Origin of the sequence: Streptomyces sp. I05A-00742 (assembly GCF_013055795.1) — a bacterium.
Classification (GTDB): Bacteria; Actinomycetota; Actinomycetes; order Streptomycetales; family Streptomycetaceae; genus Streptomyces.
Map to the genome: position 1 here is coordinate 1 of NZ_JABETO010000024.1, position 12,987 is coordinate 12,987.

Consider the following 12,987-nt stretch of genomic DNA (forward strand, 5'->3'; position numbering starts at 1 on the left):
GGCCGGGCGGGCCCGGCGGGCGGCGGGGGCGCCGCGGCCAGGTCCCGTTCGGCCCGCGCCTCCGCGTCGTGCCGCCGCGCCGGTGCGGGGAGCCGCCCGGGCGGGCAGGGCTCTATCTCACTGCCGTCGACGGGGTTGACGGTGAGCAGGTAGTCCCCGGCGACGAGCTGGACGACCCGGACCGGTACGGGCCCCTGGCCCGCGTCCTCCGCCGGGGAGTCCGCACCCGTACGGCCCTCACCCGTGCGCGGTCCCTCGGGTGTCCGGTTGGTCGGGTCCATCGTTCAAAGCCCCCCAGTCGCGTGGCGTGCCGTCGTGTCTCCCGGCCTGTCCGCGCACTTCCGACCACCGGTCCGGCGCCCGTCGCGGGCTTGCGAGCCTTCGGAGCGACGGGAAACCGAACAGACCTTGGGACAGTATCTCCGACCAAGGGGGCACGTGTTGCCCCGGGCGTCACAGTCTTCCGGGGATTCGGGGCACTCGTCTCACACCCGGCTCATCCGGCGCGCTCGCACGCCGGGAGCGAGGCGGCGTGGCCCTGGCGCGCGCCCACCTCACCGGTCTCGCCGGCTCCTTCGCCCTCGATGGCGAGGATGCGGTGCAGCCGGGTGGCCACCAGCACCCGCTGCATCCGGTCCGGCACCCCGCGGAGCACCAGCCGCCGGCCGGTGCGCCCGGCCCGGCGGTGGGCGCCCATGATGACGCCGAGGCCGGTGGCGTCCCAGGAGTCCAGCTCGGTCAGGTCGAGGACGAGGTCGCCCCGGCCGGCGTCGAGGGCGGAATGCAGGACCGTACGGGCGTCCGCCGCGTTGCGGACGTCGAGGCGGCCCCCGACGACCAGTTCGGCGTGGTCGCCCCTGATATGCATATGCGCTCCCCTGAGTGCTGCTGGTGTGGGTGTGGCTCTAAAGAACTGACTGCCTCTCACACGCGAAGGTTGCCGTCTGTTAGCGAACCAATACCGAATTCACACTGTGGGGTGAACAGGTTTTGGTGCCGACGGGTCAGTACTGGTAAAAGCCCTGTCCGCTCTTGCGGCCGAGGTCGCCCGCGTCGACCATGCGGCGCATGACCTCCGGCGGGGCGAACTTCTCGTCCTGGCACTCGGTGTAGATGTTGCCCATGGCGTGCAGGAGGATGTCCACGCCCGTCAGGTCGGTGGTGGCCAGCGGGCCCATCGCGTGGCCGAAGCCCAGCTTGCAGGCGATGTCGATGTCCTCGGCGGAGGCCACCCCGGACTCGTACAGCTTCACGGCCTCGCCGACCAGGGCGGTGATCAGGCGGGTGGTGACGAAGCCGGCCACGTCACGGTTGACGACGATGCAGGTCTTGCCGACGCCCTCGGCGAACTCGCGCGCCCGGGCGAGCGTTTCGTCGCTGGTCTTGTAGCCGCGCACCAGCTCGCACAGCTGCATCAGCGGAACCGGGGAGAAGAAGTGGACGCCCACGACGCGCTCGGGGCGGGAGGTGGCGGCGGCGATCTTGGTGATCGGGATGGCGGAGGTGTTGGAGGCCAGGACGGTCTCCTCCCCCACCAGACCGTCGAGGGTGCGGAAGATCTCGCGCTTGGTGTCGACGTCCTCGAAGACCGCCTCGACCACGACGTCCGCGTCGGCCGCCGCGTCCAGGTCGGTGGTGGCCGTGATCCGCCCGAACGCCGCGTCGGCCGCCTCGGCCGTCAGCTTCCCCTTGGAGACGAACTTGTCGTAGGAAGCCCTGATCCCGTCCGTGCCCCGCTTCAGCGCCTCGTCGGTGACATCCCGCAGGACGACCTCCCAGCCGGCCTGGGCGGAGACCTGGGCAATCCCGGAACCCATCAGTCCGGCTCCGACGACGGCGAGCTTCTTGGCCACTGCTGTCCCCTTAATTCCTGTTCGCTTACCGGCGGTTCACTTACGGCTCCGCTGCGGACCTTAGCGCCCGTCACCGCGCTGGTGGAGGTTTGGAGATGCGCGTCACGTCCCAAATGACGGACATCACACCGGACACCTCGGCGGCTCGAACGCACACAGCAATCCAGCCACTCCCGTACCGCCGGTCACACCCCCTCCGGGGCCCGGAACGCTCCGGGAGGCCGCCCGGGCGGTGGCGGGGCTAGGCTCGGGGGCATGGTCAACCTGACGCGCATCTACACCCGCACCGGCGACAAGGGCACCACCGCGCTGGGCGACATGAGCCGCACCGCCAAGACCGACCCCCGCATCGCCGCCTACGCCGACGCGAACGAGGCGAACGCCGCGATCGGGGTGGCCCTCGCGCTCGGACAGCTGCCGGAGGACGTCGCACGGGTGCTCGTCCGGGTGCAGAACGACCTGTTCGACGTGGGGGCCGACCTGTCCACGCCCGTCGTCGAGAACCCGAAGTACCCGCCGCTGCGGGTGGAGCAGTCGTACGTCGACCGGCTGGAGGCGGACTGCGACCTGTTCCTGGCCGGCCTGGAGAAGCTGCGCAGCTTCATCCTGCCCGGGGGCACCCCGGGGGCGGCGCTGCTGCACCAGGCGTGCACGGTGGTGCGCCGGGCGGAGCGCTCGACGTGGGCGGCCATGGACGTGCACGGGGAGACGATGAACCCGCTGACGGCCACCTATCTGAACCGCCTCTCCGACCTGCTGTTCATCCTCGCGCGGGCCGCCAACAAGGAGGTCGGGGACGTGCTGTGGGTGCCCGGGGAGAACCGGTAGGCGTCAGGCGTCGGGGGCGCGCCGCGACCCCAGGCTGTAGTAGGCCGCGACCGCCACATTGATGCCGATCATGATCAGCATCTTCGACTGCCAGGCCCGCAGCGAGGACGTGTCCCCGTCCGACCCGACGTACCAGACGGCCGCCTGGAGCAGGGCCAGGGCCACCAGCCCGGCCGTCACCCACCGGCCCGCGGTCCTCCATTCGTGCACGGCCCGCTCCCGTCCGTACTTCGGCGGCTTCACCGGCGGCGGGCCGCCCGCGAACCGGTGGGCGAACCGCTGGTCCGCCCAGGTGATCATGGAGTGGCCGAGGCCGACGGAGAAGCCGACGTAGACCGCGGCCAGGCCGTGCTTCCAGTCGGCGGTGGCGCCGTTCCGCAGGTCGATCGCGGTGGCGACCAGGAGCACCAGCTCCAGCACCGGCTCCAGCAGCAGTACGGCGACCCCGGCCCGCGGCATCCGGGCCAGGTAGCGCAGGCTCAGCCCGCCGGCCAGCAGCACCCAGAAGCCGACCTCGCAGATCACGATCAGCGTGATGATCACAGCGTCCTCCTCCCTCCGTCGTCCCTCCCTTCCAGCGTGACCGCCGCCCGCGGCCGTCCCCTCCTCTCGGCCGACGATCCGGGGCTACATCCTTCGATGTACCGGACGGGCGCGAGCGGACCCGGGCGAAGGGCGACCCCACCCGCTCCCACGTGCTGTGATGGGGGTATGCCGGTCCGACTCCCCCGCCGCCTTCCGCTGGAGGAGGCGCTGATCGCGGCGGCCGGTGTGGCCGGCGGGATCGCCCTCTACGCCCTCGGGCTCACCAGCACCTCGCTGGGGCTCGCGCACCGCTGGACGCTGGCCGCCCTGGTGGTGATGGCCGGGGCGGAGCTGCTGCGCCGCCGGGCCCCGCTGGCCGGGCTCGCCGTCGGTTCGGCGGCGCTCGGCCTCGACATCGTCTCCGGCAGCCTGATCGCGACCGTCCTCATGTACACGGACCTGGTGTACGCGGCGGTGCTCCACGGCCCCCCGGCCGCCTACCGCCTGATCCCCCGGGCCGCGGCGTTCGTCAGCATCGTCGGCACGCTGCTCGCCGTCGCGGCCATCCGGGAGCCGCAGGCGGTACTGATCGGGCTGACACTCGCCCTCGTCACGGTGGCCCCCGCCTGGACCGGGGTCGGCGTCCGGCAGCACCGGGACGCCGCGGAGGCCGCCCGGCTCGCGGCCGAACGGACCGTCCTGCTGGCCGAGATGGACCGGCGCGAGGCGGTCGTCACGGAGCGCGCGCGGATGGCCCGCGAGCTGCACGACGTGGTCGCGGGCCATCTGTCGGCCATCGCGATCCACTCCACCGCCGCCCTGTCGATCGACGAGGCGGACACGTCCCGCGAGGCGCTGGGCGTCATCCGGCGGAACAGCGTGCAAGGTCTGGCCGAAATGCGCCGCCTCATCGACCTGTTGCGCACGGCGGACGCGGCCGGCGACCCGGCCGCCACCCCCACCCTCGACAGCCTCGACGCCCTCCTCGACCGGACCCGTTCCGCACTGCCCGGCGAGCGCTTCACCGTCGTCCTCCGCGACGCCCGCGGGCCCGGGCCGCTGCCCGCCCCGGTGGAGCTGGCCGCCTACCGCATCGTCCAGGAGTCCCTGACCAACGCCGTCAAGCACGCGGCACCGGGCGAGGTGACGGTGGAGCTCACCGGCGGGGACGTCCGGGCCAGGGGCCGCGGGCTGACCGTGCGGGTGACCAGCGCCCTGGACCGGGCGACGGAACCGCGGGCCCCGGGCTCCGGGGCGGGCCTGGTGGGGATGCGGGAACGCGTCGTCCTGCTCGGCGGCCGGCTGACGGCCGGACCGGCCGCGGAGGACGGCGACACCTGGGAGGTACGGGCCGAACTGCCCCTGAACGACGAGGAGAAGAACGCATGAGCGAACAGGAACAGCCGATCCGTGTGGTCGTGGCCGAGGACCAGGCGTCCGTACGGTCCGGCCTGATCCTGATCCTGGGATCGTCCCCCGGGGTGGAGGTCGTCGGGGAGGCCGCGGACGGCGAACAGGCCGTCCGCCTGGCCAGGGAACTCCGCCCGGACCTCGTCCTGATGGATGTGCAGATGCCGCGCCTGGACGGCATCTCGGCCACCCGGCTGATCGCCGGCGAGGGCCTCGCCGACGTCCTGGTCCTGACCACCTTCGACCTCGACGAGTACGTCTTCGGCGCGCTGCGCGCCGGAGCCGCCGGCTTCCTGCTCAAGGACAGCGAGGCCGGTGAGCTGCTGACGGCCGTACGGACCGTCGCCCGCGGCGAGGGCCTGATCTCACCCGCCGTCACCCGCCGGCTGATCTCGGAGTTCGCCCGCCGCGCACCCGACCCCGCGGCGCATCCGGACGCCGCCGCGGTCGACTCCCTCACCCCCCGCGAGCGCGAGGTGCTGGGCTGTCTCGGCGGCGGGCTGTCCAACGCGGAGGTCGCCGCGCGGCTGGGGATGGCCGAGGCGACCGTGAAGACCCATGTCAGCAGGGTGCTGGCCAAGTTGGGGCTGCGGAGCAGGGTGCAGGCGGCGGTGCTGGCCCAGGAATGGGGCATGGTCCAGACCTCTTGACCGTTGGTACAGACCTTCTTACGCTCCCCTCACAGTCGTGGTGAGCGTCATCGCGAAACGCACCCCCCTGCAATGGCCCGCCCCCCTCCCGCTTTCGCGTGCTCACCTCGCTGCGCACAGGTCACGGAACCCCCCACCCACCCCCCACACCTCCTGACCTCACCGAGGAGCACTGTCTTGAGAACAGAGACCTCGCGACATCACCGACACCTCTCGTGTACCTCACCCCTCACCCGCATCGTCGCCGTCCTCGGCGCGCTGCTCCTCCCGGCCGCGGCGCTCGTCGGCCTCGCCGCACCGGCCGGCGCGGCACCGGCGAAGGCCGCCTCCGCCACCGCGTCGTTCGCCAAGACCGGTGACTGGGGCTCTGGCTACCAGGGCGAGTGGACCGTCAAGAACACCGGCACGACGACGATCGACGGCTGGACCGTCGAGTGGGACTTCCCCGGTTCCACCACGGTCGGCGCCTACTGGGACGCCCTGATCACCGGCTCCGGCACGCACTACACGGCCAAGAACCGCGAGTACAACGGCTCCATACCGCCGGGCGGCAGCGTCAGCTTCGGCTTCGTCGCCACGGGCGACGGGACCCCGGCCGGCTGCAAGCTCAACGGCGGCGCGTGCGACGGCTCGTCCACCGACACCCCGCCCAGCGCCCCGGGCACCCCCGCGTCGACCGGGATCACCGCCGACAGCATCGCGCTGAAGTGGGCGGCGGCCACCGACGCCAAGGGCATCAAGGACTACGACGTCTACCGCGGCACGGCCAAGGTCGCGACCGTCACCAAACTCGCCTACACCGACACCGGGCTGACGGCCGACACCGAGTACACGTACACCGTGGTCGCCCGCAACCTCGACGGCAAGACCGGCCCCGCGAGCCCCGCGGCCACCTTCCGCACCACGAAGGGCGGCTCCGACAAGCCCCCGTCCGCGCCCGGCACCCCGCAGGCCACGGCGGTCACCGACACCTCGGTCGCCCTCAAGTGGGCCGCCGCGACGGCCGACAAGGGCGTCAAGGACTACGACGTCTTCCGCGGCACCTCCAAGGTCGCCACCGTCACCAAACTCGCCTACACCGACACCGGCCTGAAGCCCGGCACCGACTACACCTACACCGTGGTCGCCCGGGACACCGCGGGCCAGACGGGTCCGGCCAGCCAGCCGCTCACCGTACGGACCAGCGGCGGCGAGCCGCAGCCCACGGGCGACATGATCAAGGCCGGGTACTTCGCGCAGTGGGGCATCTACGGCCGCGGCTACACCGTGAAGTCCCTGGACACCACCGGTGCCGCCGCCAAGCTCACCCACATCAACTACTCCTTCAGCAACATCGACCCGAACAACCTCACCTGCCTCAACGGCGTCACCAAGGCCACCGGCTCCAACCCCCAGGACCCCAACCAGGGCGACGGCGCCGGTGACTCCTGGGCCGACTACGAGAAGTCCTTCGGCTCCGGCGAATCGGTCAACGGCAGCCAGGACACCTGGGACCAGCCCCTGGCCGGCAACTTCAACCAGCTCAAGCAGCTCAAGGCCAAGTACCCGAAGCTCAAGGTCATGATGTCGATCGGCGGCTGGACGTACAGCAAGTACTTCTCCGACGTCGCGAAGACCGACGCCTCCCGGCAGAAGTTCGTGAAGTCCTGCGTCGACATGTACCTCAAGGGGAACCTGCCCGTCACCAACGGACGCGGCGGCAACGGCGTCGCCGCCGGCATCTTCGACGGCTTCGACATCGACTGGGAGTGGCCCGGCTCCGAGGGCCACGCCGGGAACCACATCTCGAAGGACGACAAGGCCAACAACACCCTGCTGTTCGCCGAGTTCCGCAAGCAGCTCGACGCACTGGGCGCGTCCACCGGCAGGAAGTACCAGCTCACCGCCTTCACCCCGGCCGACCCCGGCAAGATCGAGGCGGGCTGGGACATCACCACCAAGGACGGCACGCCCAGCGTGTTCGACTACATGGACTTCGCCAACGTCCAGGGCTACGACTTCCACGGCTCCGGCAGCGACAACAGCTGGGAACCCAACCTCACCGGTCACCAGGGCAACCTGTACCCCGACGCCAAGGACCCGTACACCACGAAGTTCAGCGTCGAGAAGACCGTCCAGACCTACCTCGACGCCGGCGTCACCCCCGCCAAGATCGTCCTCGGCCTCGCCTTCTACGGCCGCGGCTGGCAGCAGGTCGCCGACGGAGGCGTCCACGGCGTCTGGCAGAAGGCCAACGGCGCCGCCCCCGGCCAGTTCCCCGAGGAGTCCGGCACCCGCGGCTACGACAACCTGCTGGCCTCCGTGCCGAATCTGAAGATCTACCACGACGAGGAGTCGGTGGCGACGTACGGCTACACCGGCGACAACGGGCAGTGGTGGACGTTCGACGACGCCTGGTCGATCGGGAAGAAGACGGCTTGGCTGAAGTCGAAGAAGCTCGGTGGAGCGATGGTGTGGGAGATGTCGGGTGACAGCGGCACTCTGATGACCGCTCTCGACAACGGCCTCCGCTAGGTGAAACCGCGCTGCGCGCGGTTGTCCTCAAACTCCCCCAGAGGGGGCACCCCCAACGGGCTGAGATAGCCCGTCCGGCGTTTGAGGACAGCGCGCGCAGCGCGCTTCTGGGGGCGCGGGGGCTCGCCCCCGCAAGAAACGGTGAAAGGGCGGGCCAGGGGCAAAACCCCCTACGCCACATTCACCCGCTGCCCAGGAGGCGCGGCCTCCAGCCACGCCAGAAACCCGGTGAGAGCGTCCTCGCTCATCGCCAGTTCCAGAAGCGTCCCCCGGTGCGAGCACCGCAACACCACCGCGTCCGACAACAGGGCCAGTTCCTCATCCCCCAGCGGCGCCCGCCGCTCCAGGACCTCGATGGACGCCCGCTCCAGCACCCGCCGCGGCCGGTACGCATAGGAGAAGACCCGGAACCACTCGATCCGGTCACCGCTGTACCGCGAGACGCCGTACACCCACCCCTTGCCGGCCGGGTCGGCGGCCTGCTCGGGGACGTCCCAGCGCAGGCTGCAGTCGAAGGTGCCCCCCGACCGCTGGATGAGCCGTCTGCGCAGCCCGAAGACGAAGAGTCCCAGCAGTACCAGCAGAACGACGATGCCGCTCACGAGCAGAGCGAGGACCATCACCACCGACCTCCTCGCATCATCTAGAGCAACCGCACCTGTATTGCCTCAGCCGCGGACCGCCCTGGATTCTTCCAGGCGGTCCGCGGCTGAGGGACGTACTTCAGTGTGGCCGTGGGCTAGTGAGGGCCCGCGACCGCACGCAGTCGGACATCCGCGCGACGCTCGGCGGCGGCGTCGGCGTCCGACTTCGCGCGCTCCCGAGCCCGCTCCGCGCGGGTGACGTCGATCTCGTCCGCCAGCTCGGCGATCTCCGCGAGCAGCGACAGCTTGTCGTCCGCGAAGGAGATGAACCCGCCGTGCACCGCGGCGACGACGGTGCCACCGCCGGCGGTCCTGATGGTCACCGGGCCGGACTCCAGCACACCGAGCAGCGGCTGGTGGCCGGGCATGACGCCGATGTCACCCGATGTGGTACGCGCGATGACCAGAGTGGCCTCGCCGGACCAGACGCTTCGGTCCGCCGCGACCAGCTCGACGTGCAGCTCAGCAGCCAACGTGGCTCCTCGGGTCTCCACCCGCCGGGCGCGGCGGGTGTTGGGTCAAAGAATAGGGGACGTACGGTCCGGGGGCGGGAGTGCCCCGCCCCCGGGCCGCGAGCATCGGGATGCTCAGGAGACGCCCAGCTCCTTGGCGTTCTTCTTGAGGTCCTCAAGACCACCGCACATGAAGAAGGCCTGCTCCGGGAAGTGGTCGAACTCACCGTCGCAGATCGCGTTGAACGCGGCGATGGACTCGTCCAGCGGAACGTCCGAACCGTCGACACCGGTGAACTGCTTCGCCGCGTGGGTGTTCTGCGACAGGAAGCGCTCGACGCGACGGGCGCGGTGGACGACCAGCTTGTCCTCTTCGCCCAGCTCGTCGATACCGAGGATGTTGATGATGTCCTGGAGGTCCTTGTACTTCTGCAGGATCCCCTTGACGCGCGAGGCGCACTCGTAGTGGTCCTGCGCGATGTAGCGCGGGTCCAGGATCCGGGACGTGGAGTCCAGCGGGTCCACGGCCGGGTAGATGCCCTTCTCGGAGATCGGACGGGAAAGCACCGTCGTCGCGTCGAGGTGGGCGAAGGTGGTGGCCGGGGCCGGGTCGGTCAGGTCGTCCGCGGGGACGTAGATCGCCTGCATGGAGGTGATCGAGTGACCGCGGGTCGAGGTGATGCGCTCCTGGAGGAGGCCCATCTCGTCGGCCAGGTTCGGCTGGTAGCCCACCGCGGAGGGCATACGGCCGAGCAGGGTCGAGACCTCGGAACCGGCCTGGGTGAAGCGGAAGATGTTGTCGATGAAGAACAGCACGTCCTGCTTCTGCACATCGCGGAAGTACTCCGCCATGGTCAGACCGGCCAGGGCGACGCGCAGACGGGTGCCCGGGGGCTCGTCCATCTGGCCGAAGACCAGCGCGGTCTTGTCCAGAACGCCCGACTCTTCCATTTCCGCGATGAGGTCGTTGCCCTCACGGGTGCGCTCACCGACACCGGCGAACACGGAAACACCGTCGTGCAGCTTGGCCACACGCATAATCATTTCCTGGATCAGCACGGTCTTGCCGACACCGGCACCACCGAACAGACCGATCTTGCCGCCCTTGACGTACGGGGTCAGCAGGTCGACGACCTTCAGACCGGTCTCGAACATCTCGGTCTTCGACTCGAGCTGGTCGAACGCCGGCGCCTTGCGGTGGATGGACCAGCGCTCGGTGACCTCGTTCTCGGCCTCGGGGTCGTTCAGGATCTTGCCCAGGGTGTTGAACACCCGGCCCTTGGTGACATCGCCGACGGGAACGGTGATGCCGTTGCCGGTGTCGGTCACCGCCGCCTGGCGGACCAGGCCGTCGGTGGGCTCCATGGAGATGGCGCGCACCAGGCCCTCGCCCAGGTGCTGCGCGACCTCGAGCGTCAGGATCTTCTTCTTGCCGGCCTCGGCCGGGTCGGAGACCTCGACGGTCAGGGCGTTGTAGATCTCCGGCATCGCGTCGACGGGGAACTCCACGTCGACGACCGGGCCGATGACCCGGGCGACGCGGCCCGTCGCGGCGGCCGTCTCAACAGTGGTGGTCATTTATCGGTCACTCCCCGCGGTCGCGTCGGCCAGGGCGCTGGCGCCACCGACGATCTCGCTGATTTCCTGGGTGATGTCGGCCTGTCGGGCCGCGTTGGCAAGCCGCGTGAACGACTTGATGAGCTCTTCGGCGTTGTCGGTCGCCGACTTCATCGCCCGGCGCCGGGCCGCGTGCTCGGAGGCCGCGGCCTGCAGGAGGGCGTTGTAGACCCGGGACTCGACGTACCGCGGCAGCAGCGCGTCGAGCACGGCCTCGTCCGACGGCTCGAACTCGAACAGCGGAAGGATCCGGTCCTTCGCCGCCGCGTCCTCGGCGTCCGCCTTGTCGAGGGTCAGCGGCAGCAGCCGCTTGTCCACCGGCGTCTGCGTCATCATCGACACGAACTCCGTGGAGACGATGTACAGCTCGTCCACGCCGCCCTCGGCCGTGTCCTTGAGAACGGCCTCGATCAGCGGGTCGGCCACCTTCTTGGCGTCCGCGTACGTCGGGTTGTCCGTGAAGCCCGTCCACGACCCGGCGACCGGGCGCTCCCGGAAGGAGTAGTAGCCCACGCCCTTGCGGCCGACGATGTAGTGGACGATCTCCCGGCCCTCGCCGCGGAGCCGCTCGGTGAGCTGCTCCGCCGCCTTGATGGCGTTGGAGGAGTAGCCGCCCGCCAGACCGCGGTCGCTCGTGACGAGCAGGACCGCGGCCCGCGCCGGCTGCTCGACCTCGGTCGTCAGCGGGTGCCGGGTGTTGGAACCGGTGGCGACGGCGGTCACGGCCCGGGTGAGCTCACTGGCGTACGGAGTCGACGCGGCCACCCGGCGCTGTGCCTTGACGATGCGCGAGGCGGCGATCATCTCCATCGCCTTGGTGATCTTCTTGGTCGCGGAGACGGCTTTGATCCGCCTCTTGTAGACCCGGAGCTGGGCACCCATGCTCAGCCCTCGCCCAGCAGCTTGCCGTCCGCGGTCTGGAACTGCTGCTTGAAGGACCCGACGGCGTCGCCGAGCGCCTGCAGCGTGTCGTCCGACATCTTGCCGCCCTCGACGATGCTGGTCATCAGGCCCTTGTGCGCCTGGTGCAGGTAGTCCAGCAGCTCGCGCTCGAAGCGGCGGATGTCCTCGACCGGGACGTCGTCCATCTTGCCGGTGGTGCCGGCCCAGATGGAGACGACCTGGTCCTCGGTGGCGTACGGGGCGTACTGGGTCTGCTTCAGCAGCTCGACCATGCGCTTGCCGCGCTCCAGGGACGCCTTGGAGGCCGCGTCCAGGTCGGAACCGAAGGCGGCGAACGCCTCCAGCTCACGGAACTGGGCGAGGTCCACACGGAGGCGGCCGGACACCTGGCGCATGGCCTTGTGCTGGGCGGAGCCACCGACACGGGAGACCGAGATACCGACGTTCAGGGCCGGGCGCTGGCCGGCGTTGAACAGGTCGGACTCCAGGAAGCACTGGCCGTCGGTGATGGAGATGACGTTGGTCGGGATGAACGCCGACACGTCGTTCGCCTTGGTCTCGACGATCGGCAGACCGGTCATCGAGCCGGCGCCCATGTCGTCGGAGAGCTTGGCGCAGCGCTCCAGCAGACGCGAGTGCAGGTAGAAGACGTCACCCGGGTAGGCCTCGCGGCCCGGCGGGCGGCGCAGCAGCAGGGAGACGGCACGGTAGGCGTCGGCCTGCTTCGACAGGTCGTCGAAGACGATCAGGACGTGCTTGCCCTGGTACATCCAGTGCTGGCCGATGGCGGAGCCGGTGTACGGCGCGAGGTACTTGAAGCCGGCCGGGTCGGACGCCGGGGCGGCGACGATCGTCGTGTACTCCAGGGCGCCGGCCTCCTCCAGCGCGCCGCGGACGGACGCGATGGTGGAGCCCTTCTGGCCGATGGCGACGTAGATGCAGCGGACCTGCTTCTTGGGGTCGCCGGTGCGCCAGTTGGCACGCTGGTTGATGATCGTGTCGATCGCCAGGGCGGTCTTGCCGGTCTGGCGGTCACCGATGATCAGCTGACGCTGACCGCGGCCGATCGGGGTCATGGCGTCGACGGCCTTGTAGCCCGTCTCCATCGGCTCGTGGACCGACTTACGGACCATGACGCCGGGGGCCTGCAGTTCGAGGGCGCGGCGGCCCTCGGTCTCGATCTCGCCGAGGCCGTCGATCGGGTTGCCCAGCGGGTCGACGACGCGGCCGAGGTACTTCTCGCCCACTCCAACGGAGAGCACCTCACCGGTGCGCTGCACCGGCTGGCCCTCCTCGATGCCGCTGAACTCGCCGAGGACGATCGCACCGATCTCGCGCTCCTCAAGGTTGAGGGCGAGGCCGAGGGTGCCGTCCTCGAACTTCAGCAGCTCGTTCGCCATGGCCGAGGGAAGACCCTCGACCTTCGCGATGCCGTCGCCGGCAAGGCTGACCGTACCGACCTCCTCGCGCGAGGCCGCGTCCGGCTTGTACGCCTGGACAAAGTTCTCCAGCGCGTCCCGGATCTCCTCCGGCCGGATCGTGAGCTCCGCCATCTGGGTTCCCTGCTCTCCTTGTTGGGCCCGAAGTATTT

The 12,987-nt window shown here is 70.2% G+C and carries 12 protein-coding genes and 1 pseudogene; 4 read left to right on the forward strand and 9 right to left on the reverse strand.

Annotation, left to right across the window (positions count from 1 at the left end; all coding sequences use genetic code 11):
* From HN013_RS21430 to HN013_RS21440, 3 genes and pseudogenes are all read right to left on the reverse strand, one after another.
* Positions 1 to 281: pseudogene (locus HN013_RS21430) on the reverse strand (ATP-binding protein); the annotation flags it as partial.
* A 215-nt stretch (positions 282 to 496) separates the two neighbouring features.
* Positions 497 to 868: an STAS domain-containing protein gene (locus HN013_RS21435; protein ID WP_249375211.1), complete on the reverse strand. Its 372-nt coding sequence runs from the start codon at positions 866 to 868 to the stop codon at positions 497 to 499.
* A gap of 136 nt (positions 869 to 1,004) precedes the next feature.
* Positions 1,005 to 1,853: a 3-hydroxyacyl-CoA dehydrogenase family protein gene (locus HN013_RS21440; protein ID WP_171168652.1), complete on the reverse strand. Its 849-nt coding sequence runs from the start codon at positions 1,851 to 1,853 to the stop codon at positions 1,005 to 1,007.
* Between the two features lie 255 nt (positions 1,854 to 2,108).
* On the opposite strand from HN013_RS21440, the gene HN013_RS21445 reads away from it, so the two are divergent.
* A complete protein-coding gene (locus HN013_RS21445) occupies positions 2,109 to 2,681 on the forward strand; it encodes a cob(I)yrinic acid a,c-diamide adenosyltransferase (RefSeq protein WP_171168654.1) in 573 nt (190 codons plus the stop codon).
* A 3-nt stretch (positions 2,682 to 2,684) separates the two neighbouring features.
* Here the strand turns inward: HN013_RS21445 and HN013_RS21450 are convergent, their stop codons facing one another.
* Positions 2,685 to 3,224 carry a hypothetical protein gene (locus tag HN013_RS21450; RefSeq protein WP_171168655.1) on the reverse strand — a complete coding sequence of 180 codons (540 nt, stop codon included), beginning with the start codon at positions 3,222 to 3,224 and terminating at the stop codon, positions 2,685 to 2,687.
* A gap of 168 nt (positions 3,225 to 3,392) precedes the next feature.
* Between HN013_RS21450 and HN013_RS21455 the strand changes: the two genes are divergently transcribed.
* From HN013_RS21455 to HN013_RS21465, 3 genes are all read left to right on the forward strand, one after another.
* Positions 3,393 to 4,595 (forward strand): sensor histidine kinase, encoded by a 1,203-nt coding sequence (locus tag HN013_RS21455; RefSeq protein ID WP_171168657.1) that lies wholly within the window; start codon positions 3,393 to 3,395, stop codon positions 4,593 to 4,595.
* Complete coding sequence (locus HN013_RS21460) at positions 4,592 to 5,266, forward strand: response regulator transcription factor (protein WP_171168659.1); 675 nt, start codon at positions 4,592 to 4,594, stop codon at positions 5,264 to 5,266. The genes HN013_RS21455 and HN013_RS21460 overlap by 4 nt, the downstream gene beginning before the upstream one ends.
* Positions 5,267 to 5,338: 72 nt before the next feature.
* Complete coding sequence (locus tag HN013_RS21465) at positions 5,339 to 7,780, forward strand: glycosyl hydrolase family 18 protein (protein WP_398980442.1); 2,442 nt, start codon at positions 5,339 to 5,341, stop codon at positions 7,778 to 7,780.
* A 170-nt stretch (positions 7,781 to 7,950) separates the two neighbouring features.
* Here HN013_RS21465 and HN013_RS21470 read toward each other — a convergent pair whose 3' ends face one another.
* The 5 genes from HN013_RS21470 to atpA form a co-directional block, all read right to left on the reverse strand.
* Positions 7,951 to 8,400: a DUF2550 domain-containing protein gene (locus HN013_RS21470; RefSeq protein ID WP_171168808.1), complete on the reverse strand. Its 450-nt coding sequence runs from the start codon at positions 8,398 to 8,400 to the stop codon at positions 7,951 to 7,953.
* Positions 8,401 to 8,519: 119 nt separating this feature from the next.
* Complete coding sequence (locus tag HN013_RS21475; protein WP_171168663.1) at positions 8,520 to 8,897, reverse strand: F0F1 ATP synthase subunit epsilon; 378 nt, start codon at positions 8,895 to 8,897, stop codon at positions 8,520 to 8,522.
* A gap of 114 nt (positions 8,898 to 9,011) precedes the next feature.
* Positions 9,012 to 10,454 (reverse strand): F0F1 ATP synthase subunit beta, encoded by a 1,443-nt coding sequence (atpD, locus tag HN013_RS21480; RefSeq protein ID WP_171168665.1) that lies wholly within the window; start codon positions 10,452 to 10,454, stop codon positions 9,012 to 9,014.
* Complete coding sequence (locus HN013_RS21485) at positions 10,455 to 11,375, reverse strand: F0F1 ATP synthase subunit gamma (protein WP_171168667.1); 921 nt, start codon at positions 11,373 to 11,375, stop codon at positions 10,455 to 10,457.
* 2 nt (positions 11,376 to 11,377) lie between these two features.
* Positions 11,378 to 12,949, reverse strand: coding sequence for a F0F1 ATP synthase subunit alpha (atpA, locus tag HN013_RS21490; protein WP_171168669.1), 1,572 nt, complete (start codon positions 12,947 to 12,949; stop codon positions 11,378 to 11,380).
* Between the last annotated feature and the right edge of the window lie 38 nt (positions 12,950 to 12,987).

Excerpts from the sequence above, each read along its gene's own strand:
- atpD (WP_171168665.1), bottom strand. The coding sequence starts at position 10,454 with ATGACCACCACTGTTGAGACGGCCGCCGCGACGGGCCGCGTCGCCCGG.
- HN013_RS21465 (WP_398980442.1), top strand. The coding sequence starts at position 5,339 with ATGGCCCGCCCCCCTCCCGCTTTCGCGTGCTCACCTCGCTGCGCACAG.
- HN013_RS21485 (WP_171168667.1), bottom strand. The coding sequence starts at position 11,375 with ATGGGTGCCCAGCTCCGGGTCTACAAGAGGCGGATCAAAGCCGTCTCC.
- HN013_RS21470 (WP_171168808.1), bottom strand. The coding sequence starts at position 8,400 with ATGGTCCTCGCTCTGCTCGTGAGCGGCATCGTCGTTCTGCTGGTACTG.
- HN013_RS21460 (WP_171168659.1), top strand. The coding sequence starts at position 4,592 with ATGAGCGAACAGGAACAGCCGATCCGTGTGGTCGTGGCCGAGGACCAG.
- HN013_RS21455 (WP_171168657.1), top strand. The coding sequence starts at position 3,393 with ATGCCGGTCCGACTCCCCCGCCGCCTTCCGCTGGAGGAGGCGCTGATC.
- HN013_RS21445 (WP_171168654.1), top strand. The coding sequence starts at position 2,109 with ATGGTCAACCTGACGCGCATCTACACCCGCACCGGCGACAAGGGCACC.
- HN013_RS21435 (WP_249375211.1), bottom strand. The coding sequence starts at position 868 with ATGCATATCAGGGGCGACCACGCCGAACTGGTCGTCGGGGGCCGCCTC.
- atpA (WP_171168669.1), bottom strand. The coding sequence starts at position 12,949 with ATGGCGGAGCTCACGATCCGGCCGGAGGAGATCCGGGACGCGCTGGAG.